The 22,664-nt window shown below is 68.0% G+C and carries 20 protein-coding genes; 10 read left to right on the top strand and 10 right to left on the bottom strand.

Features of this window, described 5'->3' with window-relative positions; all coding sequences use genetic code 11:
- Positions 1-10 precede the first annotated feature (10 nt).
- Together RKE50_RS09285 and RKE50_RS09280 are read right to left on the bottom strand one after the other, a co-directional pair.
- On the bottom strand, positions 11-349 hold the full coding sequence (locus RKE50_RS09285) for a hypothetical protein (RefSeq protein ID WP_350036087.1): 339 nt from the start codon (positions 347-349) through the stop codon (positions 11-13).
- Positions 350-396: 47 nt separating this feature from the next.
- Positions 397-1,596 carry a class I SAM-dependent methyltransferase gene (locus tag RKE50_RS09280; protein WP_350036086.1) on the bottom strand — a complete coding sequence of 400 codons (1,200 nt, stop codon included), beginning with the start codon at positions 1,594-1,596 and terminating at the stop codon, positions 397-399.
- A 138-nt stretch (positions 1,597-1,734) separates the two neighbouring features.
- On the opposite strand from RKE50_RS09280, the gene RKE50_RS09275 reads away from it, so the two are divergent.
- The 4 genes from RKE50_RS09275 (at position 1,735) to RKE50_RS09260 (ending at position 4,336) form a co-directional block, all read left to right on the top strand.
- A complete protein-coding gene (locus RKE50_RS09275; protein ID WP_350036085.1) occupies positions 1,735-2,046 on the top strand; it encodes a RedY/HapK family protein in 312 nt (103 codons plus the stop codon).
- Complete coding sequence (locus tag RKE50_RS09270; protein ID WP_350036084.1) at positions 2,043-2,873, top strand: SDR family NAD(P)-dependent oxidoreductase; 831 nt, start codon at positions 2,043-2,045, stop codon at positions 2,871-2,873. Before RKE50_RS09275 ends, RKE50_RS09270 begins: the two co-directional genes overlap by 4 nt.
- 99 nt (positions 2,874-2,972) lie before the next feature.
- Positions 2,973-3,917, top strand: a complete 945-nt coding sequence (locus tag RKE50_RS09265; RefSeq protein ID WP_350036083.1) for a LysR family transcriptional regulator — start codon at positions 2,973-2,975, stop codon at positions 3,915-3,917.
- 11 nt (positions 3,918-3,928) lie between these two features.
- Positions 3,929-4,336, top strand: a complete 408-nt coding sequence (locus RKE50_RS09260) for a DUF1330 domain-containing protein (protein WP_350036081.1) — start codon at positions 3,929-3,931, stop codon at positions 4,334-4,336.
- A 68-nt stretch (positions 4,337-4,404) separates the two neighbouring features.
- Here the strand turns inward: RKE50_RS09260 and RKE50_RS09255 are convergent, their stop codons facing one another.
- Positions 4,405-6,147 (bottom strand): DUF885 domain-containing protein, encoded by a 1,743-nt coding sequence (locus RKE50_RS09255; RefSeq protein WP_350036079.1) that lies wholly within the window; start codon positions 6,145-6,147, stop codon positions 4,405-4,407.
- A 116-nt stretch (positions 6,148-6,263) separates the two neighbouring features.
- On the opposite strand from RKE50_RS09255, the gene RKE50_RS09250 reads away from it, so the two are divergent.
- Both RKE50_RS09250 and RKE50_RS09245 read left to right on the top strand, forming a co-directional pair.
- A complete protein-coding gene (locus tag RKE50_RS09250; protein ID WP_350036077.1) occupies positions 6,264-7,550 on the top strand; it encodes an amidohydrolase in 1,287 nt (428 codons plus the stop codon).
- 58 nt (positions 7,551-7,608) lie between these two features.
- Complete coding sequence (locus RKE50_RS09245; RefSeq protein ID WP_350036075.1) at positions 7,609-9,252, top strand: acetolactate synthase large subunit; 1,644 nt, start codon at positions 7,609-7,611, stop codon at positions 9,250-9,252.
- A gap of 19 nt (positions 9,253-9,271) precedes the next feature.
- Here the strand turns inward: RKE50_RS09245 and RKE50_RS09240 are convergent, their stop codons facing one another.
- The 7 genes from RKE50_RS09240 to RKE50_RS09210 form a co-directional block, all read right to left on the bottom strand.
- Positions 9,272-10,576, bottom strand: coding sequence for a DEAD/DEAH box helicase (locus tag RKE50_RS09240; protein ID WP_350036072.1), 1,305 nt, complete (start codon positions 10,574-10,576; stop codon positions 9,272-9,274).
- Positions 10,577-10,690: 114 nt separating this feature from the next.
- The gene (locus RKE50_RS09235; RefSeq protein WP_350036070.1) at positions 10,691-13,864 is read right to left on the bottom strand and encodes an efflux RND transporter permease subunit; all 3,174 of its coding nucleotides are present in this window, start codon (positions 13,862-13,864) and stop codon (positions 10,691-10,693) included.
- Positions 13,861-14,973 carry an efflux RND transporter periplasmic adaptor subunit gene (locus tag RKE50_RS09230; RefSeq protein ID WP_350036068.1) on the bottom strand — a complete coding sequence of 371 codons (1,113 nt, stop codon included), beginning with the start codon at positions 14,971-14,973 and terminating at the stop codon, positions 13,861-13,863. The genes RKE50_RS09235 and RKE50_RS09230 overlap by 4 nt, the downstream gene beginning before the upstream one ends.
- Positions 14,974-15,033: 60 nt before the next feature.
- Positions 15,034-16,065, bottom strand: a complete 1,032-nt coding sequence (locus RKE50_RS09225) for a succinylglutamate desuccinylase/aspartoacylase family protein (RefSeq protein WP_350036067.1) — start codon at positions 16,063-16,065, stop codon at positions 15,034-15,036.
- A gap of 1 nt (position 16,066) precedes the next feature.
- Complete coding sequence (gene rimK / locus RKE50_RS09220) at positions 16,067-16,975, bottom strand: 30S ribosomal protein S6--L-glutamate ligase (RefSeq protein ID WP_350036498.1); 909 nt, start codon at positions 16,973-16,975, stop codon at positions 16,067-16,069.
- A gap of 2 nt (positions 16,976-16,977) precedes the next feature.
- Entirely contained in the window at positions 16,978-17,469 is a 492-nt protein-coding gene (locus RKE50_RS09215; RefSeq protein WP_350036065.1) for an ATP-dependent zinc protease family protein, read from the bottom strand.
- Between the two features lie 25 nt (positions 17,470-17,494).
- Entirely contained in the window at positions 17,495-17,782 is a 288-nt protein-coding gene (locus RKE50_RS09210; protein ID WP_350036063.1) for an encapsulin-associated ferritin-like protein, read from the bottom strand.
- A 196-nt stretch (positions 17,783-17,978) separates the two neighbouring features.
- Here RKE50_RS09210 and RKE50_RS09205 point away from each other — a divergent pair, with 196 nt between their 5' ends.
- The 4 genes from RKE50_RS09205 to feoB all read left to right on the top strand — a co-directional run bounded on the left by RKE50_RS09205 (position 17,979) and on the right by feoB (position 22,502).
- Positions 17,979-18,410, top strand: a complete 432-nt coding sequence (locus RKE50_RS09205; protein ID WP_350036062.1) for a TerB family tellurite resistance protein — start codon at positions 17,979-17,981, stop codon at positions 18,408-18,410.
- A gap of 100 nt (positions 18,411-18,510) precedes the next feature.
- Positions 18,511-20,304 carry an ABCB family ABC transporter ATP-binding protein/permease gene (locus tag RKE50_RS09200; protein WP_350036061.1) on the top strand — a complete coding sequence of 598 codons (1,794 nt, stop codon included), beginning with the start codon at positions 18,511-18,513 and terminating at the stop codon, positions 20,302-20,304.
- A gap of 58 nt (positions 20,305-20,362) precedes the next feature.
- Entirely contained in the window at positions 20,363-20,665 is a 303-nt protein-coding gene (locus tag RKE50_RS09195) for a FeoA family protein (protein ID WP_350036059.1), read from the top strand.
- A complete protein-coding gene (feoB, locus tag RKE50_RS09190) occupies positions 20,655-22,502 on the top strand; it encodes a ferrous iron transporter B (RefSeq protein WP_350036058.1) in 1,848 nt (615 codons plus the stop codon). The genes RKE50_RS09195 and feoB overlap by 11 nt, the downstream gene beginning before the upstream one ends.
- The last annotated feature ends 162 nt before the right edge of the window (positions 22,503-22,664 follow it).

The following is a 22,664-nucleotide window of genomic DNA, read 5'->3' as shown; positions in this document are numbered from 1 at the left end:
GCCGTGCGCATCAGGCGGCGTTGTCCCGGTGCTCTTCCTCGGCCGCTGCGGCGGCTTCGCTGACCTCGGTGCCGCGCGGGGCCTGCAGGTTGCGCAGGAGGCCGGAGAGCATGCGCTCCCGGGCCTCGGCCAGGGCCTGGCGGTCCGCGTCGGTCGGCTCCCAGGCCTCGATGGCTTCGCCGGCGGCGATACCGTTGGCCGAGAGCACTTGCTCCAGGATGTACTGGCGCTCGCGCAGGGCCGACACGTCGGCGGCGAGTTCCAGCACCATGCTGATCAGTTCATCGACACCGTCCGCCGCGAAGAACTGGTTGCGGCGGCCGCGTGCTTTCCTTGGCAGTTCACTCATTGCCTGTCTCCTTCCTGTGCCTGGTTGCCGTCTGCCTGCTGTACCCACTACGCCTGCGCCTGCTTGAACGCGCCGAAGCCGTACCAGCGCGTTCCCTTCGGGTCCATGCGCCCGGTCTGGCTGTCGAACGTCGTGGGGGCCCCGATGTCGGCGGCGAAGGCCTCTTCACCGACGAAGCTGTAGCGGGGCAGGGTGGCTTCGATGAAGGCTTTTTCGCCGAAGCCGGCGGCGGCGATGAGCGCCTGGTAGTCCTGGTCGCGGAACGTCTTGTAGAAGGGCTCGTTGTTGTAGAAGCTGTCCCAGTCGAGGTAGAAGCTCTCCCAGGAGCCCATCCTGGCGTTCGGGGGCAGCTCCATGGTCCAGAGCAGGCCGCCGGGCTTGAGCACACGGTAGGCCTCGCGGAAGTAGGCGCGGATGTCCTTGAGGGGCAACTCGTGCAGGAACATGGATGAAAAGACCACGTCGAAACTCTCGTCCTCGAAGTCCATCGCCGTCGCGTCCATCTGCCGGAAGTGCACCGGCACACCGAGGCTGCGCGCCCGCGCGTGCGCGTAGCGCAGGATACCGGGCGCCACATCGATGCCGGTGACCTCGGCATCGGGGAAGGCCTGGGCCCAGGGCAGGGTGTTGTGACCGATGGTGCAGCCGCAATCGAGAATACGCGCCGGCTTGAACTCCGGGTACTTGAGGCGGACATAGTTGGCCATCGTCTGGCCGATATCGTTGAGCTCGGTGCCGAACTGGCCGAAGGTGAATACCTGGATCGCGTTGTCGTACACGGCGCCGGCGCTGACGTCGTCCTCGGCATACTCGGCGTGGTAGCTGCCGGGCGCGAGGTGCACGTCGATCTCGCTGACGCTGCGGGGTATCGGCAGCGACGGGTCCAGGGCGAGGCTGCCGCCCGTGCCGCCGGCCAGGGACCGGGACTTGTCGCGGAGTGTCTCGCCGTCGCGCTCGACGCCCGCGATCACCGAGTCGAAGACCATTTCCTGGGCACTGGTGCGCACCGCGCTGTAGAAACCGAAAACCTTGCCACCGCGCAGCGCGCGATGGATGGCCTGGCCGTCGGCCGGTGCCTCGCCGTTGCGGCGCGCGAGGTCGGGCGCGACGCGGTCCTCGTAGTACTCGCGCATGCCGCCGGCCATGGTCGTGAGTACATGGGCGCGCAGGCTGGACACGAAGTCCTTGCGGGCGCGCTCGGCCTGGGTGAAGTCGACATTGAGGTCGTGGTGCAGGGGGCGGCTCATGGCGCTGTCCTCGGGCTGCGGTCGGTCAGTGATCAGGTGAATAATAATAATTGTATTTATCTTGTCAAATACAAAATGGTTTTGTATAAACGGGCAGTCGAGACCGTCGCCAGCCTGATCACTGCAAGGGAGTGCCGCATGACCACCCTCATCGTCCTGTTCAACCTGAAGTCGGGGGCCGACGTGGCCGCCTACGAGCGCTGGGCCGCAGAGGTCGACATGGCCACGGTGCGCCGCCTCGAGCACTGCGATGCCTTCGACGTCTACCGCTGCACCGGCACCCTTGCCGGCGCCGATGCGCCCTACGATTACGTGGAGATCATCGAGCTCAGCGACCTGGACGGTTTCCGCGCCGAGGCCGCCGGCGACGCCGTGCAACAGGTGGCCGCGCAGTTTCGCGAGTTCGCCGCCGACCCCGTGTTCATGATCACGGAGCGGCTCCCTGCATGAAGGGCCTCGCCGGCAAGGTCGTTGTGTGTACCGGCTCCGGGCGCAGCGGGGGACTCGGCGAGGGAATCCTCCAGCGCTTTGCGGAGGAGCGCTGCCGCCTGGTGGTAACGGACCTCGGGCGTGCCGATAGCGGCCTCGGCGAGGATCACATCGGTACCACTGGCGAGATGGAAGCGGTGGCGGCCGGGCTGCGCGGCAGCGGCGCCGAGGTGCTCTGCGTGCCCTGCGATATCCGCAAGCCCGCACAGGTCGAGGCGCTCTTCGATGCGGTGATCGACGCCTTCGGCAGCGTGGATGTGCTGGTGAACAACGCGGGCGTGGGGTACGTGATGAAGCCGCTGGCTGAACTGGCCGTGGAGGACTGGCAGCTCGTCCTCGACGTGAACCTGACCGGTGCCTTTCTCTGTACGCAGGCCGCGGCAGCGCGCATGCGCGAGTCGGGAAACGGCGGTCGTATCGTCAATATCGCCAGCCAGGCGGCGAAGAGCGGTTTCCGCCACATGGCACCCTACGTCGCCTCGAAGCACGGACTCATCGGGCTCACGCGCACGGCTGCCATCGACCTGGCCGCCGATGGCATCACCGTGAATGCCGTGTGCCCGAATCATGTCACCACGGGCCTCGGTGCGAAGCAGAGCGAGTACTTTGCCTCCCTGCGCGGGCTGACGCCGGAGGATTACCGGCGCGGCATTGCCGAACGGATTCCCCTCGGTCGGGTGGGTCTCCCTGGCGATACCGCGGCCGCCGCCGCCTTCCTGGCCTCCGATGACGCCGCGTTCATTACCGGTGAGGCGCTCAACGTCAGCGGTGGCGAAGAAATGCACTAGAGGCAGTGCACCGGCAGGGGTGCACCGGAAGGCGTGCACCGGAACAGGCCTGCTGGAAGCAGTGCACCAAGAAGCAGTCAACTGAAGGAGAGGCACCCGGTGGAGCTACGGCAGCTCGAGCGCTTCCTCGCCGTCGTCGATTCCGGCTCGCTGGCCGAGGCCGCGCGACAGGTCGGCCTGACCCAGCAGGCGGTCAGCGCCAGCATCGCTGCGCTCGAGAAGGAGCTCGACGCCCGTCTCTTCGACCGCGCCCCCGGCGGCGTGACGCGGCTGACCGACGCCGGGCACGCCCTGCTGCCCCATGCCCGCGCCCAGCTGGCGGCGGACCAGCGTGCGCGCCGCGACATCAGCAACCTGGCCAGCGCGCGTTCCGGGACGGTGACCCTCGGCATCGGGGAAACCTTCGCCGAGGACATCGTGGCGCGGGCGGTGAGCGCGATCCTCACCGAGCGGCCGGACCTGCGGGTCAATCTCGTGCAGGGCTACTCCGAGCAGCTCATGGCCCGCCTTTACAACGGTGAGTTCGATTTCCTCGCGGCTGGCGTCAGCAACATGACCCTGCCCGCGGGCTTCGAGGCCCGCGTGATCTACTCCGCGCGCGACGTGGTCGCCTGCCGCGCGGCGCACCCGGCCGCCAGGCTCGCCAGCCCGACGCTCGAGGATCTGCAGGGCTACCCGTGGCTGGTGCCGTACTCGCGGCCCTCCGATGTCGATGTGATAACCGAGGCCTTTGTCGCCCGCGGCCTCGCGCCGCCCACCCGCTTCATCGGCACCGATGCTTACCGGGTCGGCATGCGCCTGCTTGCCAGCAACGACCTGCTGATCATGACGTCGCCGGCGCTGCTGGCAAACCGGCTGGTGCGCGAGAGCTATGGTGTGCACGTGCTGTCCGTCGACAGCCCCGGGGTGACGCGGCACGCGAGCCTGGTCGCCAGCAGTGAGCGGCCCCTGTCACCGGCGGCCGATACCCTTTATGCCGCCATCGTCGCCGCTGCCGCGGACGACGGTGCGGTGCAGCGGCCGCCGGCCGTCCGACAAGCCTGAGGAGGTGAACCATGTCCAACCCAGCCCCCGCCCTGCGTCTCCTGATCGCCCTGATGTTCTGCTGGCTGCCGACCGGCGCGCTGGCGGACCCCGCCATCGGGGAAGCCTGCGACGAGCCGGTGATCATGCTGGTCTACGGTGAGATTCACGATCGCGAGGCGTTCGGTGCCTACGCAGCGGCGCTGGCGCAGAGCGGTCTCTACGACAAGCACGGTGGTCACTACCTGGCGATTAGCCCGATCCTCGAGATTCTCGAGGGCGAGCCACCCGCGGGGCGAGGCATGGTGGTCTCGCAGTTTCCCTGCGCTGCGGCGGCCCGGGCCTTCTGGCATGATCCGGCCTACGAGGCCATCAAGCCCTTGCGGGTCGATAATTCGGAGTTCGAGGTCACTCTGCTGCCGGCGTTGCCGACGCCCTAAGTCTTCTTTCGCCGCGGCCGTTCTATTCCAGTGTGCCGGTCTGGCGCCGGCCGCGTTGCGCGTGGAAACTAGCGTCGGCGAATGATCCAGTCGGACACCAGGTCCTCGAGCAGGGCGATCGGCAGGGAGCCGTTGCCGACCACCAGGTCGTGGAAGGCGCGCAGGTCGAAGGCCTCGCCCAGCGCTGCTTCGGCCTGGTCGCGGAGCGCCTGGATACGCAGCTCGCCGACCTTGTAGGCGAGTGCCTGCGCGGGCCAGGTGATGTAGCGGTCCACCTCGGCCGTGATCTCCGCTTCCGTCAGCGCCGAGTTCGCGAGCATGAAGTCGATGGCTTCGCGGCGTGTCCAGCCGAAGGCGTGCAGCCCCGTGTCGACCACCAGCCGGTTCGCGCGCCACATCTCGTAGGTCAGCCGGCCGAAGTCCGAGCGCGGGTCGGTATAGAAGCCGGCCTCCCTGCCGAGGCTCTCGGCATACAGGCCCCAGCCCTCGCCGAAGGCGGCGTGGTACAGGGTGCGCCGGAAGGGCGGCAGGTCGAGTTCCAGGGCGAGCGCCATCTGGTGGTGGTGCCCGGGCACCGCCTCGTGCAGCGTGAGCGCCTCCAGCGTGTACAGCGGCTTGGCCTTGTAATCGGTGGCGTTCACGAAATAGACACCGGGGTTGCGTCCGTCGGCGGTGCCGCTGGCGTAGAAGGCGCCGCGGCCCCCGGCCTCGCGGATCGTGTAGGGCATGCGCGGCAGCCTGCCGAAGAAGCGCGGCATCATGCCGTCCATGGTCTTGGCGATGAGCGCAATCTTCTCCAGCAGGTCTTCACGGCTCTCGGCGTAGGAGGCGGGGTCTTCCCGCAGCCGGTCGAGGAAAGCGCGGAAGTCGCCTTCGAAGCCGCTGGCCTCGATGATCGCGTCCATCTCCGCCCGGATTCGCTTCGTCTCTGCGAGGCCCAGGTCGTGAATTTCCCGCGGCGTCATCGCGGTGGTCGTGTAGTAGCGGACCAGGTAGCGGTAGTAGTCGTACCCGCCCGGCAGTCCGGTGATGGCTTCCATCCCGCGGCAGGCCGGGGCGTAGCGCTCCTCGTAGAAGCGCAGGAAAGCCGCGTAGGCAGGCAGCACGGCGTCGGCGAGGGCAGTGCGGGCCGCCACCGCGAGGCGTTCGCGCTCGCGCGCCGGCACGGTCTGCGGGAAGCGGGTGAACGGTTCGTACATGGCGCTGTCGGCCGGGTCCTCGACGAGGTAGCGGCTGATCGTTCTCCCGTAGCCGGCCATGGCCGCGCAGTGCTGCGTGTAGCCGCTGTCGATGCCCTCCTGCAGGTTGGCGATCTGCTGCCGGTTGTAGCGCGGATAGTCGAGGAAGCTCTCGAGCAGCCGTTCATAGTCGGCCACGGAGGAAAAATCCATGTTTGCCGGCGCATCGGCAAAGTAGCTGTGGAAGCCGAACAGGGCCGTGATCGGGAAGCGGTGCCCGGGCTGCGCGTAGCTGGCCGCCTCGGTCTCGCGCTCGTAGCGGAAGAGCCGGTAGCTCAGCCGCTCCTGGCCTTCCAGCGCATCGCCGTCAATCGCCTCGAGGCGCTCCAGCATGGCGCGGTTGAAGGCCTCCCGCCGGGCGCGACCTTCGGGGCCGACATCCGGCAGCGCGCCGTCCGGGCGGAAGGCGTCCGGGTCCGTGCGGAAGAACACCTGTTCCTCCTGCGCACGCGCCCAGTGGTCTGCCAGCAGCCGTCGGAAGGCTTCAGCGTTCTTTTCCGGGTCGGCAGGGGCGGCCGGTGCCAGCGCGAGGCTCAACAGGCAGAGGAGAGTGGCGGGGAGGCGTTGTCGCACGGCGGGACTCCGGTTGCTTCGGGTGGCGGCCAGCATAGCACCGGAGCGGGGAAGGCCGACGGCGGGGCGGGCCCCGATTTGCTAGACTCGCCGCAAAGCTACCCGGAGATCTCCCCATGCCACGTACTGTCCTCGCCGTGCTCCTCGGCCTCGCTCTCGCTGCCCCCGCCCTCGCCTTCGAGCCGCTCGCCTTCTACAAGGCGCTCCACGCGAGCCCCGAGCTGTCCTTCCAGGAGGAGGAGACCGCCGCCACGATCGCGGCCGAGCTGCGCGATGCGGGCTACACGGTGACGGAAGGCGTCGGCGGCTACGGCGTGGTCGGCTTGCTGGAAAACGGTGACGGGCCGACGGTCATGCTGCGCATGGACATGGACGGCCTGCCGGTGAAGGAACAGACCGGCCTGCCTTACGCCAGCGAGGCCACGGCCACGGAGCAGGACGGCCAGGCGGTGCACGTGATGCACGCCTGCGGTCACGACGTGCACATGACCGTGGGTACGGCCACGGTCCGGGATCTCGCGGCGCGGCGGGGTGAGTGGCAGGGTACGCTGGTGGTCATTGCCCAGCCGGCCGAGGAGCGCGGCGCCGGGGCGCGCATGATGCTCGCCGACGGGCTCTTCGAGGAGTTCCCGACACCCGATTACAACCTGTCCCTGCACACCCTGGCGACGCTGCCGGCCGGCAAGGTGGGTTACGTCCCCGGCTGGATGATGGCCAACGTCGACTCGGTGGATATCCGCCTCAAGGGCGTCGGGGGTCACGGCGCCTACCCGCACGCGGCGAAGGACCCGATCGTCCTCGCCGCGGCCATCATCATGGACCTGCAGACGCTCGTCTCCCGGAAACTGCATCCGACGGAGCCGGGCGTGGTGACCGTGGGCTCGATCCACGCCGGCACCAAGCACAACATCATTCCGGACAGTGCCACGCTGCAGCTCACGGTGCGCTCCTACTCGGACGAGGCGCGGGCCACGCTGCTCGACGGCATCCGCCGCATCGCCGTGAAGCAGGCCGAAGCCCTGGGTTTCGACGGTGAACTCGCCCCGGACGTGGAGATCCGCGACGAGTACACACCGGCGCTATGGAACGACCCGGCGCTGGTCGAGCGCGGTGTCGCCGCCATGGCCGGCGCGATCGGCGCGGAGAACCTCGTCGAGGTCCCGAAGGAAATGGGAGGCGAGGACTTTGCCCGCTACGGACGCACGGAGGAACAGATCCCCAGCTTCATGATCCGCCTCGGCGTCGTTCCGCAGGATCTCTGGGACCGCCACCAGCGCGGCGAGGCCACGCTGCCGTCCCTGCACTCGCCGTTCTTTGCACCGGACCCGGAACCGACACTGCGCACCGGTATCGCCGCCATGACCGCCATGGCGCTGGACCTGCTCGCGCCTACCGGCGAATGAACTGCCCCCGGCGGCAGCGCGTAGCCACGACAGGATCACCGCCGGAGAAGGAGTCGCCATGAAAGCCTCGGACCTGTTCGTCCGCGCCCTCGAGGCCGAGGGGGTCGAGTACGTGTTCGGCATTCCCGGGGAGGAGAACCTGGACCTGCTCGAGTCGCTGCGCACCTCGTCCATCCGCCTCGTGCTGACCCGGCACGAGCAGGCGGCGGGCTTCATGGCCGCCACCTACGGCCGGCTCACGGGCAAGGTCGGCGTCTGCCTTTCCACGCTGGGCCCCGGGGCAACCAACCTCGTCACTGCCGCGGCCTATGCCCAGCTCGGCGCCATGCCCATGCTCATGGTCACCGGCCAGAAGCCGATCAAGACCAGCAAGCAGGGGCGCTTCCAGGTCCTGGACGTGGTTGACATGATGCAGCCGCTGACCAAGTACACGGTGCAGGTAGTGAGCGGTGACCGGGTGCCGGCCGTGGTGCGCGAGGCTTTCCGCCTGGCCCACGAGGAGCGCCCCGGCGCCGCCCATATCGAGCTGCCCGAGGACATCGCCGCGGAGAGCACGGACGCGGGCCTGATCGCGCCAAGCGCGGTGCGCCGGCCCATCGCCGAGTACAAGGCCATCGACCGGGCCGTCGCGATGATCGAGGCGGCGCAGTCGCCGGTACTGCTTATCGGCGCGGCGGCCAACCGCAAGCTGACCGCGAAGATGCTGCGCGAGTTCGTGGCGAAGACGGACATCCCTTTCATCACCACGCAGATGGGCAAGGGCGTGCTTGACGAGCACGGCCCGCGCTTCCTCGGCAACACGGCGCTGTCGGATCACGACTTCGTGCACCGGGTGGTGGAGGCGGCGGATCTCATCATCAATGTCGGCCACGACGTGGTGGAGAAGCCGCCGTTCTTCATGCGCACCACGGACCGGCGCCAGGTCATGCACGTGAACTTCGACTCGGCGATGGTGGACCCGGTCTATTTCCCGCAGCTCGAGGTGGTGGGCGACATCGCCAACAGCATCTGGCAGATCAAGGAACGCATCGCGCCACAGCCGCACTGGAACTTCGAGCTCTTTCGCCGCGCCCACGAGGCCTACCTGGCGCACCGGGCCGAGTCCGAGGAAGACGACCGCTTCCCCCTGCGCCCGGAGCGGCTAGTCCGGGCCGTGCGTGCGGCCATGCCCGCCGAGGGTATCGTCACGCTGGATAACGGCATCTACAAGATCTGGTTCGCCCGCAATTACCCGGCGGCGCATCCGAATACGCTGCTGCTGGACAACGCCCTGGCGACCATGGGCGCCGGGCTGCCCTCGGCCATGACCGCGAAGCTCGTGTACCCGGAGCGCCCGGTCCTCACGGTCTGTGGCGATGGCGGCTTCATGATGAACAGCCAGGAAATGGAGACCGCGGTGCGCCTCGGCCTGCACCTGGTGGTCCTGGTGCTGCGCGACGATGCCTACGGCATGATCAAGTGGAAGCAGGCCGACATGCAGCTGCCGGATTTCGGTCTCGACTACGGCAACCCGGACTTCGTGCGCTACGCCGAGGCCTACGGCGCCCGCGGCTGGCGTGTCGGCGCCACGGCTGAGCTGGAACCGCTGCTGGCGCGCTGCCTCGAGGAACCTGCGGTGCACCTCGTGGAGGTGCCCGTGGACTATTCGCTCAACGACGAGATGCTGCACCGGGTCATCCCGGCGCTGTCCGCGGGGCTCTAGGGACCTGCCAGGCGCGCCGCTAGCGGTTGCCGCCGCTCGCTGCTGACGCGGCCCCGCGGCCGCGACCGCGGCTCTGGCGTCGCCGCCGCTGCTGGCCCGAGGGAGCCTCCCTGCCGCCGGCCGGCCGGCGGTCGCCCGGCGCGGCGTGCCCGCCGGCGCGCGCGCGGCCCGCACCGGGTTCGGGCAGCGGTTCCGTCGGCTCGAAGCCCGGCACCTGTTCCCGCGGCAGGCTGCGCCGGATGAGCCGCTCGATTCCCTGCAGGTACTCCGCCTCTTCCGCGCACACCAGCGAATAGGCGTGCCCGGTGGCACCGGCGCGGCCGGTGCGGCCGATGCGGTGCACGTAGTCCTCGGAGACGTTCGGCAGGTCGAAGTTCACTACCTGCGGCAGGCCGCTGATATCGAGGCCCCGCGCGGCGATGTCCGTGGCCACCAGGGCCTGCACGCGGCCGTTCTTGAAGCCTTCGAGCGCGCGGGTGCGGGCATTCTGGCTCTTGTTGCCGTGGATCGGCTCGGCGACGATGCCGTCCCGCTCCAGGCGCTTGGCGAGGCGGTTGGCGCCGTGCTTGGTGCGCGAGAACACCAGCACCTGGTGCCAATCGCGCTCGCGGATGAGGTGCGAGAGCAGGTCCGGTTTGCGGCCCTTGTCCACCGGGTAGACCCACTGCTCCACGGTATCGGCCGTGGAGTTCGCCGGAGCGACCTCTACCTCCCGCGGCTTGTGCAGGTAGCCCTGGGCCAGGCGGCGGATGTCCGTGGAGAAGGTCGCGGAGAACATGAGCGTTTGCCGTTTCGTCGGCAGCAGGGCGACGATACGGCGCACGTCGTGGATGAAACCCATGTCGAGCATGCGATCGGCCTCGTCCAGCACCAGCACCTCCAGCGCATCGAAGGCCACCGCGCCCTGCTGGTGCAGGTCCAGGAGCCTTCCGGGCGTGGCCACGAGGATGTCGCAGCCGCGCTTCAAGCGCGCGATCTGCGGGTTGATCTTGACGCCACCGAAGACGACTTCCGCGCGCAGCGGCAGGTGGGCGCCGTAGTGCACCGCGCTGTCATGGACCTGCGCGGCCAGTTCGCGGGTCGGGGTGACCACGAGCGCGCGTACCTGACGCGGCGGCGCCTGCGGGCCCTCGGCGAGGCGCTGCAGCAGGGGCAGGGTAAAGGCAGCGGTCTTGCCGGTGCCGGTCTGGGCCGCGGCCATGAGGTCGTGGCCGGCAAGAATGTCTGGGATGGCGCCGCGCTGGATCGGGGAGGGCGTGTCGTAACCACGCTCGGCGATGGCCTTCAGCAGTGCATCGCTGAGGCCGAGATCGGCAAAAGTCATAGGGGATATCCGGGATGACCGCTGGCGGATAGTCGGGCACGGCCAGCTCGTGCGGGGCGGAGCATACCGGATCCGCGGCGGTTTGTCGCTCGGCGTTAGCGGCGGCCGGACGGCTCAGGACGCCGCCACGGCCTCGCTGCCGCCCCGGCGCAGGCGGCCCAGCAGCTCGCGGAGCCGTGCCGGCAGGGCAAGCATGGCCGGCGTGGCCACCAGGGTGAGGATCGTTGCGAAGGACAGGCCGAAGACGATGGCCTGCGACAGGGGTCCCCAGAAGGTGGACATCTGCCCGCTCGCGGTGACGCTGCGGTTGATCAGGTCCACGGAGAGTCCGCAGGCCAGCGGCAGGAGGCCGAAAACAGTGGTCACCGTGGTCAGCAACACCGGGCGCAGGCGCTGCGAGGCGGAACGGACGATGACCTGCTGCGTGGACAGCTCCGGGTGTTCATTGCGGACGTAATTGAACGTGTCGATGAGGACGATGTTGTTGTTCACCACGATGCCCGCCAGCGCTACCACGCCGACGCCACTGAGAATCGCGCTGAAGGGCTCACCGAGCAGCAGCAGGCCGAGCAGGACGCCGGCTGTCGACATGATGACCGCCAGCAGGATCAGGGTGCTCTGGTAGAAACTGTTGAACTGGGTCACCAGCAGTACGAACATGAGCAGCAGCGAGAGCAGGAAGGCTACCTGCACGAAGGCGATGGACTCGTTCTGCTCCTCGTTCGCGCCGCGGAAGCGGATATCCAGAGCCGGATCGAAGGACTGTGTCGCGAGCCAGTCCTCTATGCGTCGCACCATGGTGTCGGCGAGGACGCCGTCGACCACGTCCGCGCGGATGCGCTCCACCGGTATCCCGTCGATCCGCTCGAGGGTGTCCACACCCTGCCGTGGCGTCACGGTCACGAAATTGCTGAGCGGAACGCGGCCCTGGGCAGTGCTCAGACGCAGGTTGCGCATCGCTTCCACGCCCCGATACCGCGCCGGATAGCGGACCCGGATGTCCACGGCATCCTCGGAGCTGTCGGGGCGGTACTCAGCGATCTTGACGCCGTTGGTAACCAGCTGGACGGCGATGCCCGCGGCGACCACGTCGGCGCCGTAGAGCGATGCCTCCGCCCGGTCTACTTCCATGCGCCATTCGATGGAGGGGAGCGCGCGGGTGTCGTCGATATCCACGAGCTCCGGGAGCGTGTCGAGGTACGCGCGGATGCGTGCGATAGCCGGCTCGAGGAGAGCCCGCTCGCGGGAGCGCGCTTCGATCTGTATCGGTTTGCCCACCGGCGGTCCCATTTCCTCGCCGAAGACCTCGACCACGATACCCGGCATTCCGCTCGTGCGATCCCGGATCGCCTGCAATAGCTCGCTACCGGAACGGCTCCGGTCCTGCTCCGGGTGCAGCTCCACGAAAATCGCTCCGATGCGGTCTGCCGTAGCGTCGACTCCCCGGCCAAGGCCGTTGCTGCCGGGAAGGATCGTTCGTGCGTTAACAGCGCGGATGCCCTCGATTTGGAGAATTCGCTCCTCTACCTGCCAGACCAGGCGGTCGACTTCTTCAGCCGAGAAATTCCCTCTGCCCCGGACTGATACCTGGATGAACTGCGGGTCCGAGTCGGAAAAGAACACCATGCCGACGCCGTAGCGGCCGTAGGCCCAGAAAATCGTCGAGAGGGCGAGGGCGATGATGCCGATGGTAATGCCGGGCCGCCGTGTGACAGCGTCGAGGAAACGGGCGTAGGCCCCGGTCAGCGATTTCAGCCGGGTTGGATCTCCGGTTTCCAGCTCGTGCATCTGCTCCGCCGCGGCTTCGCTGTGGATCGTCGGCCTGCCGAAGACCGTGCCCAGGACCGGGCCGAACAGGAGTGCATAGAGCAGGGAACCCGCCAGCACGGTGAATACGGTAATCGGCAGGTAGCTCATGAACTTGCCCGAGATACCCGGCCAGAAAATCAGCGGCAGGAACGCGGCCAGGGTGGTGGCTGTGGAGGCAGTTACGGGCCAGAACATCCGCTTCACGGCTTCGGAGTAGGCTGTCCGATGCTCTACACCCTCTCCCATGCGGCGATCGGCGTACTCCGTAACCACGATGGCACCGTCGATGAGCATGCCGAGGCCGAGCAGCATGCCGAACATCACCATGAAGTTGAAGGTAAAGCCCAGGAGGTAGATGACAGCGACGGAAAAGAGCAGGGAAACGGGTATGCCGAGGCCGACGATGAGACCGCTGCGGAAGCCCATGGTCGCGACCACAAGCACCATGACCAGGGCCAGCGCCGTGAAGATGTTGCCCTGCAGTTCAGTCACCTGCAGCGTGGCGAACTCCGCCTGGTCCTGGGTCACGAGCAGCTCTATGGCGGCTGGAATACGCGGTCGCAGTTCATCCACCATGGCGCGGACCGCCTGCACGCCCTCGATAATATTGCCGTTGGCTCGCCGCGATACGGCAACGGTTATCGCCTCCCGCCCATTGACCCGGGCGTGACTGGTCCGGTCCTTGAAAGTCTTGCGAACGGTGGCGATGTCGGCGAACGTGACGACAGTAGAACCGTCGCTGCGCACCGGCAGCGACAGGACATCCTCCGGCTCCTCCACGACGGAGGGGACCTTGACCGCGAAGCGACCGCGACCGGTATCAATGCTGCCTGCGGGAATAAGCCGGTTGTTGCGCTGCAGCGTGTTGATGAGTTCCTCGCTGGAAACCGAATATTGCTCCAGTGCCTCGGGATCGACCAGGACCTCAAGAACTTCTTCGCGCTCGCCTCGCAGCTCCGCCTTCAGCACCTCGGGGATGGTCTCGATCGCATCGCGCAGCATTACGGCAGCTTCGAAGACGTCGCGCTCGGGCACGCCGTCGCCGATGAGGCTGACCTGGATCATGGGGAAGTCGTTGACCTGGAGCTCGCGCACCATGGGCTCTTCCGCCGTACTCGGTATCTCCGCCTTGCCCCGATCCACCGCCTCCCGGACATCGCTCAGGGCCTCGTCAAGGTCGATGTCCGCATCGAACTCGATGAACAGGGTGGCGTTGCCCTCGGAGGCCAGTGCGGTGACCTCCTCGATGCCCTCGATCTTGCGCAGCTCAATCTCCATCGGCTGGATGAGGAGGCGCTCCGCATCCTCCGGCGAGATGCCCTCGTGGAGAATACCGACGTAGAAGAACGGAGCCTCCACGTGCGGCTCGTTGGCGATCGGCAGGATGGCGCGGGCGATCAGGCCCACGAGCACGACCATGAACATCACCAGCAAGGTACTGCGCGTGCGGCTGATGGCCGAGTCAATGAAACCGATCATGGTGCCGCCCGGGCAGACAGGGTCATCGGGTCATCCTGCTCGACTCGCACCCGCTGGCCCTCGAAGACATACTCCTGGCCCACCGTGATGATGCGGGCCACCGGCGGCAGGCCGGTCACCCAGGTCCCCTCCGGCCCATCCTCGATGATGTCGATGGTACGGAACTCCACCCGATTGTCCTGATCGATAAGGCGCATGCCCAGCTGGCCTTCGTCATCCAGGCTGAACAGGGCCGGGGACACCCGGTGCGCGAGAACCTCCTCTATCGGTATACGCAGCGTCGCCGGAACACCGGAACGCAGGCTGTAGTCCGGGTTGGGTACCGTCGCCTCCAGGGCGTAGGTGCGTGTTGCGGCATCGCTCTGTTTGCCGATGAAACTGAGCGTCGCGGTGAGCTCCCTGCCCGTGGCGGTCACCGTGCGCACCGGCGACCCCGGGGTGAGCTTGACCGCGTCCGCCGCGGTGACCCGCGCCGTCACCAGCATCGGGTCCAGGTCGAGCAGCGTGGCGCAGGCCGTGCCGGGCGTGGCGTAGTCGCCGATCTCGAGGGCCACGGCCTCGACCACCCCGGCAAAGGGCGCGCGCAGCGTCGTGCGTTCGAGGTTCAGCTGCTGGCGCTTGAGCGTGGTGCGGGCGGCGGCTAGGTTGGCCTCGGTCTGCGCGATGGCGGTGGCCGACTGCAGCCCCTTGTCGCGCAGTTTGAGCGCGCCCTCGTGCTCGATGCGCGCCCGCTGCAGGGCGGCCTCCGCCTCGGCCACGGCTTCCTCCCGGTCGTCGATGGAGAAACGGCAGAGCACCTCGCCCCTGGCAACGCGGCTGCCGCGTTCCACGGGCCGCTCGACCACGCGGCCGGTAATCTCGGCGCGGACCTCCACGGTGCGCTTGTTCTCCGTGCGCCCGCGCAGGGACAGGATGCGCTGCCGGGGCTCGGCGCGGCTCTCCCGGGCGCGCACGGCAACGGGCTCACGGCTCGTCTCCCGCGGCTGCACGTCGGCGAGCGCCGGCGGGTTGGCCGCCCGGTCGCCGTCGTCACTGCCGAGCACGCCAGTCAAAAGCCACAGCAATATGCCGACGGCGATCAGCGTGGCGGTGATCAGGTTTTTTCGCATAAGGGAGACGTCCGGCCAGTACCCTGGAAGCGGGCTCAGCGCGCGAAGTATAGCACCCGGTCAGGGCTCCTGGCTTTCGTAGTGTTCCTGGAATTCTTCCACGTGGCGCTCTACGAGGTCCGTGCGCCGGCCGTAGCGGGCGATGTGGAACACCGCGTCGCCCTCGTAGACGAGCGGCAGGTTGGTGCGCCCGATGACGACGCCGTCGTGGGTGGCCTCGAGGGGGCTTTCCCGGGAGCCGAGGGGATCGGCGACGACACCGATGGTCTGTCCGGCCACGACCTTCGCGCCGAGGGGGACCAGGGTGCTGAGGATGCCGCTCTCCGGGGCGCGCAGCCAGCTCGACTGGCCGCTGACGATCGGCGGGCGCAGCGGGTACTTGCGGCGGCTGCGCCGGAGCACGCCGAGGTGCCGGAGCACGTTGACGATGCCGCTGACGCCTGCGCGGATGTACATCTCCTCGAAGCGCAGCGCCTCCCCGGCCTCGTAGAGGATGACCGGGATGCCCGCGTCCCCGGCCGCCTCTCGCAGGGAGCCGTCGCGAATCTTCGAGTCCAGCGCCAGGGGCACGCCGAAGGCTTCGGTCATGCCGCGGGCCCCCTCCATGTCGAGGTCGGCGCGGATCTGCGGAAAGTTGGCCCGGTGCCGCGCACCCGTGTGCAGGTCGATGCCGTAGTCGGACTTGAGGACGATCTCCTGCAGGAAGGTGTTGGCCACGCGCGCGGCCAGGGAGCCGGCGTCGGAGCCCGGGAAGGAGCGGTTCAGGTCGCGGCCGTCGGGGAGGTAGCGCGAGTGGTTGAGGAAGCCGTAGACATTGACGATCGGGATGGCGAGCAGCGTGCCGCGCACGGTCTTCAGGGAGCGGTGCTTGAGGAGCCGGCGGATGATCTCCACCCCGTTTATCTCGTCGCCGTGGATCGCGGCGCAGATGAACACCACGGGACCCGGCTGGCTGCCGTGAATAACCTGGACGCTGATGGACAGACCGTCGTGGGTGTAGAGCGGCGAGACGGGGACGTCGACGGTCCGGTGCTCCCCCGGGGCGACGCTGACACCGCCGATGACAATGGGTTCGCGTCGTGCCCCCGCCACGTCAGCCCCGCGTCCGGCGGCTGTCGCTCTTGGTGGGACGCGCATTCTCCTCGACGAAGGCAATGATGCGCCCGGCAATGTCCTTGCCGCTGGCCTCCTCGATGCCGCGCAGGCCCGGGGAGGAGTTCACCTCCATGATCAGCGGCCCGCGGGAGGAGCGGAGGATATCCACGCCGGCGACCGACAGGCCCATGGTCTGCGCCGCCTTGACCGCCGTGCGCCGCTCTTCCGGCGTGAGCTTGGTCGCCGAGGCGCTGCCACCCCGATGCAGGTTGGAGCGGAACTCGCCCTCCGCCGCGCTGCGCTCCATGGCCGCGACCACGCGGCGGCCGATGACGAAGGCGCGCACGTCGGAACCGCCGGCCTCCTTGATGAACTCCTGTACGAGGAAGTCCGCCCCCAGCTCGATGAAGGCGTCGATGACCGATTCTGCAGCCTTGTAGGTCTCGGCGAGGACTACCCCGCGGCCCTGCGTGCCCTCGAGGAGTTTCAGGACCACGGGCGTTCCGCCGACCATCTTGATGAGCTGTCGGCCGTTCTCCACGTCGTGGGCGAAGCCCGTGACCGGCATGCCCACGCCCTTGCGCGACATGAGCTGCAGCGCCCGCAGCTTGTCCCGGGAGCGGCCGAGGGGAATGGACTCGGTGAGACAGTACACGCCCATCATCTCGAACTGGCGGATCACCGCGGTGCCGTACTCGGTGATGGAGGCGCCGATGCGCGGGATCACCGCGTCATAGCCCTCGAGCGGTTCGCCCTTGTAATAGATCATCGGCTTGGCCGAGTTGATGTCCATGTAGCACTTGAGGGTGTCGAGGACGTGGACCTCGTGGCCGCGCTCCGTTGCGGCCTCCACCAGCCGGCTCGTGCTATAGAGCCTGCGGTTACGGGACAGGATGCCGATTTTCATGATCATGTTCTGGTTCCTCCTTGCTGGGGCGCGGCCTGCGCTGGCGCTGCGCCGGCGGGGGGTGCCTTGCCGATGAGGTAGGAGCGACCCGGGTCGACGAGGAAGCGGCCGCGCAGCGCGGTGCGCCCGAGCAGGCAGCGGAACAGCATCGTGTCCCGGCTGGTCAGCGTGACTTCCGCGTCGAAAGTGTAGGGTCCCAGCCCGATGGGCACGGCGATCACATAGCGCTGTTCCGCGTGGCCGCCGGAGTCGCGCACGCGGCGCTGGTCGACGACCGGTGCCTCGCAGCGCAGCACGGTCGTCTCGTCGCGCTGGAACGGGTGCATGGCGAAGGCGACCCAGCGCTCACCGCCACGCTCGAAGGGCTCGAGCTCGAAGGCGTGCAGGCAGCTGGTGCGCGCGCCGGTATCGACCTTGGCCTTGATGGCGTCGATGCCCAGCGAGGGAAAGCGCAGCCATTCCCGCCAGCCGACGGTGTCCAGTGCTCCTGCCAAGATGGTCGCTCCGTCGGCTACGGCGTCAGCCGTGCGCGATGGGCTTGTCCGTGAACAGGTAGTCCTTGAGCTCGCTGTCGAAGGACGGGTCGCGGCGCCGGATCCACTCCAGCACCATGGCCGCATGCTCCTTTTCCTCGTCGCGGTTGTGCTCGAGGATGCGCTTGAGCTCCTCGTCCCGGCAGGCGTCGACGCGCTGGTTGTACCAGTCCACCGCCTCCAGTTCCTCCATCAGGGAAATGATCGCCCGGTGCATGTCGCGCGTTTCGGCGGACAGCTCCTCGACCGGTTCGTGGTAACCCTCGTTTGCCATGGTGTCTCCGGGTCAGTTTCGTTGGCGCTTGTCACTACAAGTGTCGCCTGCCGCCGCCGCCTTTGCAATTCGACAGCGGCGAACGCCCGGTGGGCCGCGCCCGCGGGGGGCCGGAACGCCGCCCCGCGGTGGTGTTCATCGCGCGGGTAACAGGCTATGCTCTGCGCTTTCGCAATTCGCCGTTCGGGAGGACAACATGGCACTGGTGGATTTCAGCAAGGTCAGGCAGCTCTTCGGTGAGCGGGCGGAGACTTCCGACGAGGATATTTTCCGCGAGCTGTTCGTGCTGGTGCTCGCCCGGGCCACGGATGCCGACGCCTACTCGCACCCGGCGGAGGTCAGCACGGTCCAGCGCGTCATCAAGGAGCGCCTCGGCGAGGAGATCTCCAGCGCCGATGTGCGCACGGCCGCGCTGTCGAAGGTGTACGAGATGGTACCCCTGCACAAGTGCCTGGCCGAGGCGAGCCCGCGCCTGTCCAAGGATCAGCGGCGCGCCATCGTCGGCGGCCTGGTGGAGGTCATGCACGCGGACGAGCGTGTCTCCAGCAGCGAGGCGGAGTTCTTCAACATGGTCGTGCAGACCCTGGGCCTGACCGCGGCCGATGCCGCCGGGCTCATCGTCGACTGAAGCATCTCCTGCCCGCGGCCGGCGCGGCCACGGGCGCGGCGCCGCGAGGCGCACCCATCCCTGACAGCGAGCCCCGGGCGCAAGCGCCGGGCGCAGAGCCATGCGAGGCACCCCCCTGACAGACCCGCCCTCGGGACGCCTGGATTTCCGCGTCCTGGGGCGGCTCGTTCCACTCCTTGCCGGCAACTGGCCGCGCATCGGGCTGGCCCTCGCCTGCCTGCTGGCAGCGAAGGGGGCGCTGCTGGCCATCCCCTTCCTGCTCAAGCACCTCGTCGACGGCCTCGACGGCGCGGAGGCCCCGGCCCTCGCGGGCCGGCTCCTCTTCGGCCTGGTGCTCGCCTACGGGGCGGCGCGTTTTGCCAACGTTTTCTTCGGCGAACTGCGCGATACGCTCTTCGGCCGGGTGACCGAGCGCGCCATGCGCCGCATCGGGCTTACCGCCTTCCGCCACGTACACAGCCTGGAGCTCGATTACCACCTGAACCGGCGCACCGGCGGCCTCGCGCGGGATATCGAGCGCGGCACGACGGGCATCAGCTTCCTGCTGCGCTTCTTCGTCTTCAACATCGCACCGACCCTGTTCGAGATCGTCATGGTCGCCGGCATCCTCCTGTTCAACTACGGCGTCACCTACGCGGGGGTGGTTGTCACCTCGGTGCTGGCCTACGCGCTCTTCTCCTTCCGCGCCACGGAGTGGCGGACGCGCTTCGTGCGCGCGGTGAACGAGGCCGACTCGAGCAGCAACACGCGCGCCGTGGACAGCCTGCTCAACTACGAGACGGTGAAGTATTTCACCAACGAAGGCTACGAGGCGGACCGCTACGACCGATCCCTCGCCGAGTGGGAGCAGGCGCGGCGTTCCAACCGGCTCTCGCTCTTCGCCCTCAACGCGGGGCAGGCGCTGATCATCGCGCTCTCGCAGACCGCCGTGATCGGCCTCGCCGCCTGGCAGGTGAGCAGCGGCGTGCTCAGCCTCGGGGACTTCGTGCTCATCAACCAGTTCATGCTGCAGCTGTTCATGCCCCTGGGCTTTCTCGGCTTCGTCTACCGGGAGATCAAGAGTTCCCTCGCCAACATCGAGAACCTGTTCACGCTGCTGGACCGCGAGCCGGCGATCCGCGACGCTCCGGGCGCGCGCCCGCTGGCGGTCAGCGGCGGCGAGGTGGTCTTCGACGAAGTCTCCTTTCACTACCCGAACGGGCGGCCGGTGCTCGACGCCGTGAGCTTCCGGGTGCCGCCCGGGAAGAAGGTGGCCCTCGTCGGCGCCAGCGGGGCCGGGAAGTCCACGCTTGTGAAACTGCTGTTCCGCTTTTACGATCCCGCGTCCGGCGCGGTGCGCATCGACGGCCAGGACCTGCGCTCGCTCACCCAGGAGAGCCTGCGCGAGGCCGTCGGCATCGTTCCCCAGGACACCGTGCTGTTCAACGACAGCCTGCGCGAAAACATCCGCTACGGCCGTCCCGGGGCGAGTGACGAGGAGGTACAGGCGGCGCTGTCGCGCGCCCACCTGGCGGAGTTCGTAGCGGAGCTGCCGGAGGGACTGGACACCACGGTGGGTGAGCGGGGGCTCAAGCTTTCCGGCGGCGAGAAACAGCGGGTGGCGATCGCCCGCGCCCTGCTCAAGGACGCGCCCATCCTCGTGTTCGACGAGGCGACCTCGTCCCTGGACAGCCGCTCCGAAGCGGCGGTGCTGGACGCGCTCAAGGATCTCGCGCGCGCCCACACGACGCTGGTCATCGCGCACCGGCTGTCCACGGTGGTCGATGCGGACGAACTGGTGGTCCTCAGCGCCGGGCGCGTGGTCGAGCGCGGCACGCACGATGACTTGCTGGCTATAAACGGTTATTATTCGCATCTTTGGTCGGCGCAGCAGCGAGAGCGCGCGACGCCGTGATGCCTCGGCGTTGGAAGGCACCGCAACAGCCACGGCGAGGTTGCAGAGGGAGGCCAGGATGGAAGCCAGCATGGCGGCAGGGAACAAGGCCGGTATGACGACCGCCGCGGACAGCAGGGCGCCCCGGAGCCTTTGGTCCCTGCGCAGGGGTGAGGGCGGCGTGATCGCTGGCTACGACGACAGCCTCGCAGAGCACTACCGCGTGCGCCTGATGGAAATGGGCTTCCACCCCGGCGAGACCGTCACCTGTCTGCAGGCCCCGGCCTTCGGTTCACCCAAGGTCTTCCGCGTGAGCAATACGGTGTTTTCCCTCGACGACGAGGTAGCCAGCCACATCAAGCTGGAGTCCCATGACACGTAAGGTCATCCTGATCGGCAGCCCCAACTGCGGCAAGAGCCTGCTCTTCAACCGCCTCACGGGTCTCTCGCAGAAGGTCGCGAACTTCCCCGGCATCACCGTCGAGGTGGCCAGCGGGCGTTTCTCCGACCTCGAGGACACGACGCTGGTCGACTACCCCGGCACCTATTCGCTGCAGCCGATCTCCGGCGAGGAGCAGGTGGCGGTCGAGCAGTTCCAGCAGGGTCTCGAAGACCCGGACGTCTCCCACGTGCTCTGTCTCATCGACGTCACGCGGCTGGAGAAGAGCCTCTACTTCACGCTGCAGGTCATTCGCGAGTGCGAGCGCCGCGGCAAGCCCGTGTTCGTGCTCGCCAACATGATGGATATCCTTGCCGGCCACGGACTGGAGGTGGACCTCGACGGACTGTCCCGCGAGCTGTCGGCGCCGGTGCTGCCGATCTCCGCGCGCACGGGGAAGGGTGTGCCCGAGCTGCTCTGCCGGCTGCGCGGCGAGGCGGCGGCCGGGGAGGACCCCTGGCCCCACGACGACGGCGTGGCGCACACGCCCGATGTGATCCTGCGCGGCAACGCGCACCAGCTCGCGCGCAAGTACGGGCCCCGCGGCGACCTGCTGGTGCGCACGCAGACGCGTCTCGACGCCTTTTTCCTGCACACGGCGTTCGGCGGCCTCGCCTTCTTCGCCATCATGTACCTGCTCTTCCAGTCAATCTTCACCTGGGCCGCCCCGGCCATGGACGCCGTGGAGGCGGGCCTCGGCTGGCTGGCGGGGCTGGTCGTCCCCCTCGTACCCTGGCAGCTGGGCAAGGATTTTACCGCCGACGCCGTGTTCTCCGGCCTCGGCGCTTTCCTGGTCTTCGTGCCGCAGATCTTCGTGCTCACCTTCGTCATCGGCATGCTCGAGGACTCGGGCTACATGGCGCGGGCGGCGCTCATCTGCCACAAGCCGCTGCGCGTCTTCGGTCTGACCGGCAAGAGCTTCATCCCCATGCTGTCGGGGGTTGCCTGCGCCATCCCGGGCATCTACGCGGCGCGCTCCATCGATTCCCCGCGCAAGCGCCTGCTGACCTACCTGGCGATCCCGCTCATGCCGTGCTCGGCACGGCTGCCCGTGTACACGCTGCTGATCGCCGCCTTCATCCCCAATACCACGGCCCTTGGCGGGCTCGTCGGCCTGCAGGGCCTGGCGATGTTTGCGGTCTACTTCTTCGGCATGTTCTGCGGTCTCCTGGTCACCGGGCTTGTCTCCCGCAGCCGCAAAGACCACTTCACGGACCTGCCCTTCGTGCTGGAGATGCCGCCCTACCGCCTGCCGGCCTGGGTGCCGCTGCTGCGCAAGGCCTGGCAGCGTTGCAAGCACTTCATCACCAAGGCCGGCGGCATCATCCTCACGGTCACGGTGGCGGTCTGGTTCCTCGGCTACTTCCCCAACGGCGGTGCGGACCTCGGCAGCTCCTGGCTCGGCCAGCTCGGCCGCTTCGTCGGTCCGCTCTTCGAGCCCCTCGGGCTGGACTGGCGCTATGGCGTTGCCATCATGACCTCTTTCCTCGCGCGGGAGGTCTTCGTCGGCACCCTCGGCGCGATGTTCGGCATCGAGTCCGCCGAGGAAAACATGGTGCCGCTGGTGAACTACATCCAGGCGAGTGACCTGGGCCTCGCCTCCGGTCTCGCGCTCCTGGTGTTCTTCGCCATCGCCCTGATGTGCGTCTCCACCATGGCGATCCTGAGCCGCGAAGCCGGATCCTGGCGCCTGCCCCTGCAGATGTTCGCGGCCTACGGCCTGGCCGGTTACCTCGGCGCCCTTGGCGTGTACCAGCTGGTGACGCTCCTCGGCGGCTGATTCCGGCGGTTGCCGCCTTCGTGACTTTTGCCGACAATCGGTCGATTCGTTCGGGGGCGGAGCCAGGTGCCAGGAGGTCAGCAAGCCGGTAGGCGGAAAGGCGGTCTGCAGCGGGCGTGGTTCGCCGCTGCCGCTCTCCTGCTGTGCGCTGCCGCCGCTGCT

The organism is Pseudohaliea sp. (genome assembly GCF_040217025.1).
Taxonomy (GTDB): Bacteria; Pseudomonadota; Gammaproteobacteria; order Pseudomonadales; family Halieaceae; genus Pseudohaliea.
Note: the sequence above shows the minus strand (reverse complement) of the source record. Positions and strands in the feature narration are given on the sequence as shown.

Bases quoted from the DNA above. Each gene is read 5' to 3' on its own strand.
- RKE50_RS09245 (WP_350036075.1), top strand. From the start codon at position 7,609: ATGAAAGCCTCGGACCTGTTCGTCCGCGCCCTCGAGGCCGAGGGGGTC.
- RKE50_RS09260 (WP_350036081.1), top strand. From the start codon at position 3,929: ATGTCCAACCCAGCCCCCGCCCTGCGTCTCCTGATCGCCCTGATGTTC.
- RKE50_RS09210 (WP_350036063.1), bottom strand. From the start codon at position 17,782: ATGGCAAACGAGGGTTACCACGAACCGGTCGAGGAGCTGTCCGCCGAA.
- RKE50_RS09235 (WP_350036070.1), bottom strand. From the start codon at position 13,864: ATGATCGGTTTCATTGACTCGGCCATCAGCCGCACGCGCAGTACCTTG.
- RKE50_RS09250 (WP_350036077.1), top strand. From the start codon at position 6,264: ATGCCACGTACTGTCCTCGCCGTGCTCCTCGGCCTCGCTCTCGCTGCC.
- feoB (WP_350036058.1), top strand. From the start codon at position 20,655: ATGACACGTAAGGTCATCCTGATCGGCAGCCCCAACTGCGGCAAGAGC.
- RKE50_RS09270 (WP_350036084.1), top strand. From the start codon at position 2,043: ATGAAGGGCCTCGCCGGCAAGGTCGTTGTGTGTACCGGCTCCGGGCGC.
- RKE50_RS09275 (WP_350036085.1), top strand. From the start codon at position 1,735: ATGACCACCCTCATCGTCCTGTTCAACCTGAAGTCGGGGGCCGACGTG.
- RKE50_RS09200 (WP_350036061.1), top strand. From the start codon at position 18,511: ATGCGAGGCACCCCCCTGACAGACCCGCCCTCGGGACGCCTGGATTTC.
- RKE50_RS09195 (WP_350036059.1), top strand. From the start codon at position 20,363: ATGGAAGCCAGCATGGCGGCAGGGAACAAGGCCGGTATGACGACCGCC.
- rimK (WP_350036498.1), bottom strand. From the start codon at position 16,975: ATGAAAATCGGCATCCTGTCCCGTAACCGCAGGCTCTATAGCACGAGC.
- RKE50_RS09285 (WP_350036087.1), bottom strand. From the start codon at position 349: ATGAGTGAACTGCCAAGGAAAGCACGCGGCCGCCGCAACCAGTTCTTC.
- RKE50_RS09240 (WP_350036072.1), bottom strand. From the start codon at position 10,576: ATGACTTTTGCCGATCTCGGCCTCAGCGATGCACTGCTGAAGGCCATC.
- RKE50_RS09230 (WP_350036068.1), bottom strand. From the start codon at position 14,973: ATGCGAAAAAACCTGATCACCGCCACGCTGATCGCCGTCGGCATATTG.
- RKE50_RS09205 (WP_350036062.1), top strand. From the start codon at position 17,979: ATGGCACTGGTGGATTTCAGCAAGGTCAGGCAGCTCTTCGGTGAGCGG.
- RKE50_RS09280 (WP_350036086.1), bottom strand. From the start codon at position 1,596: ATGAGCCGCCCCCTGCACCACGACCTCAATGTCGACTTCACCCAGGCC.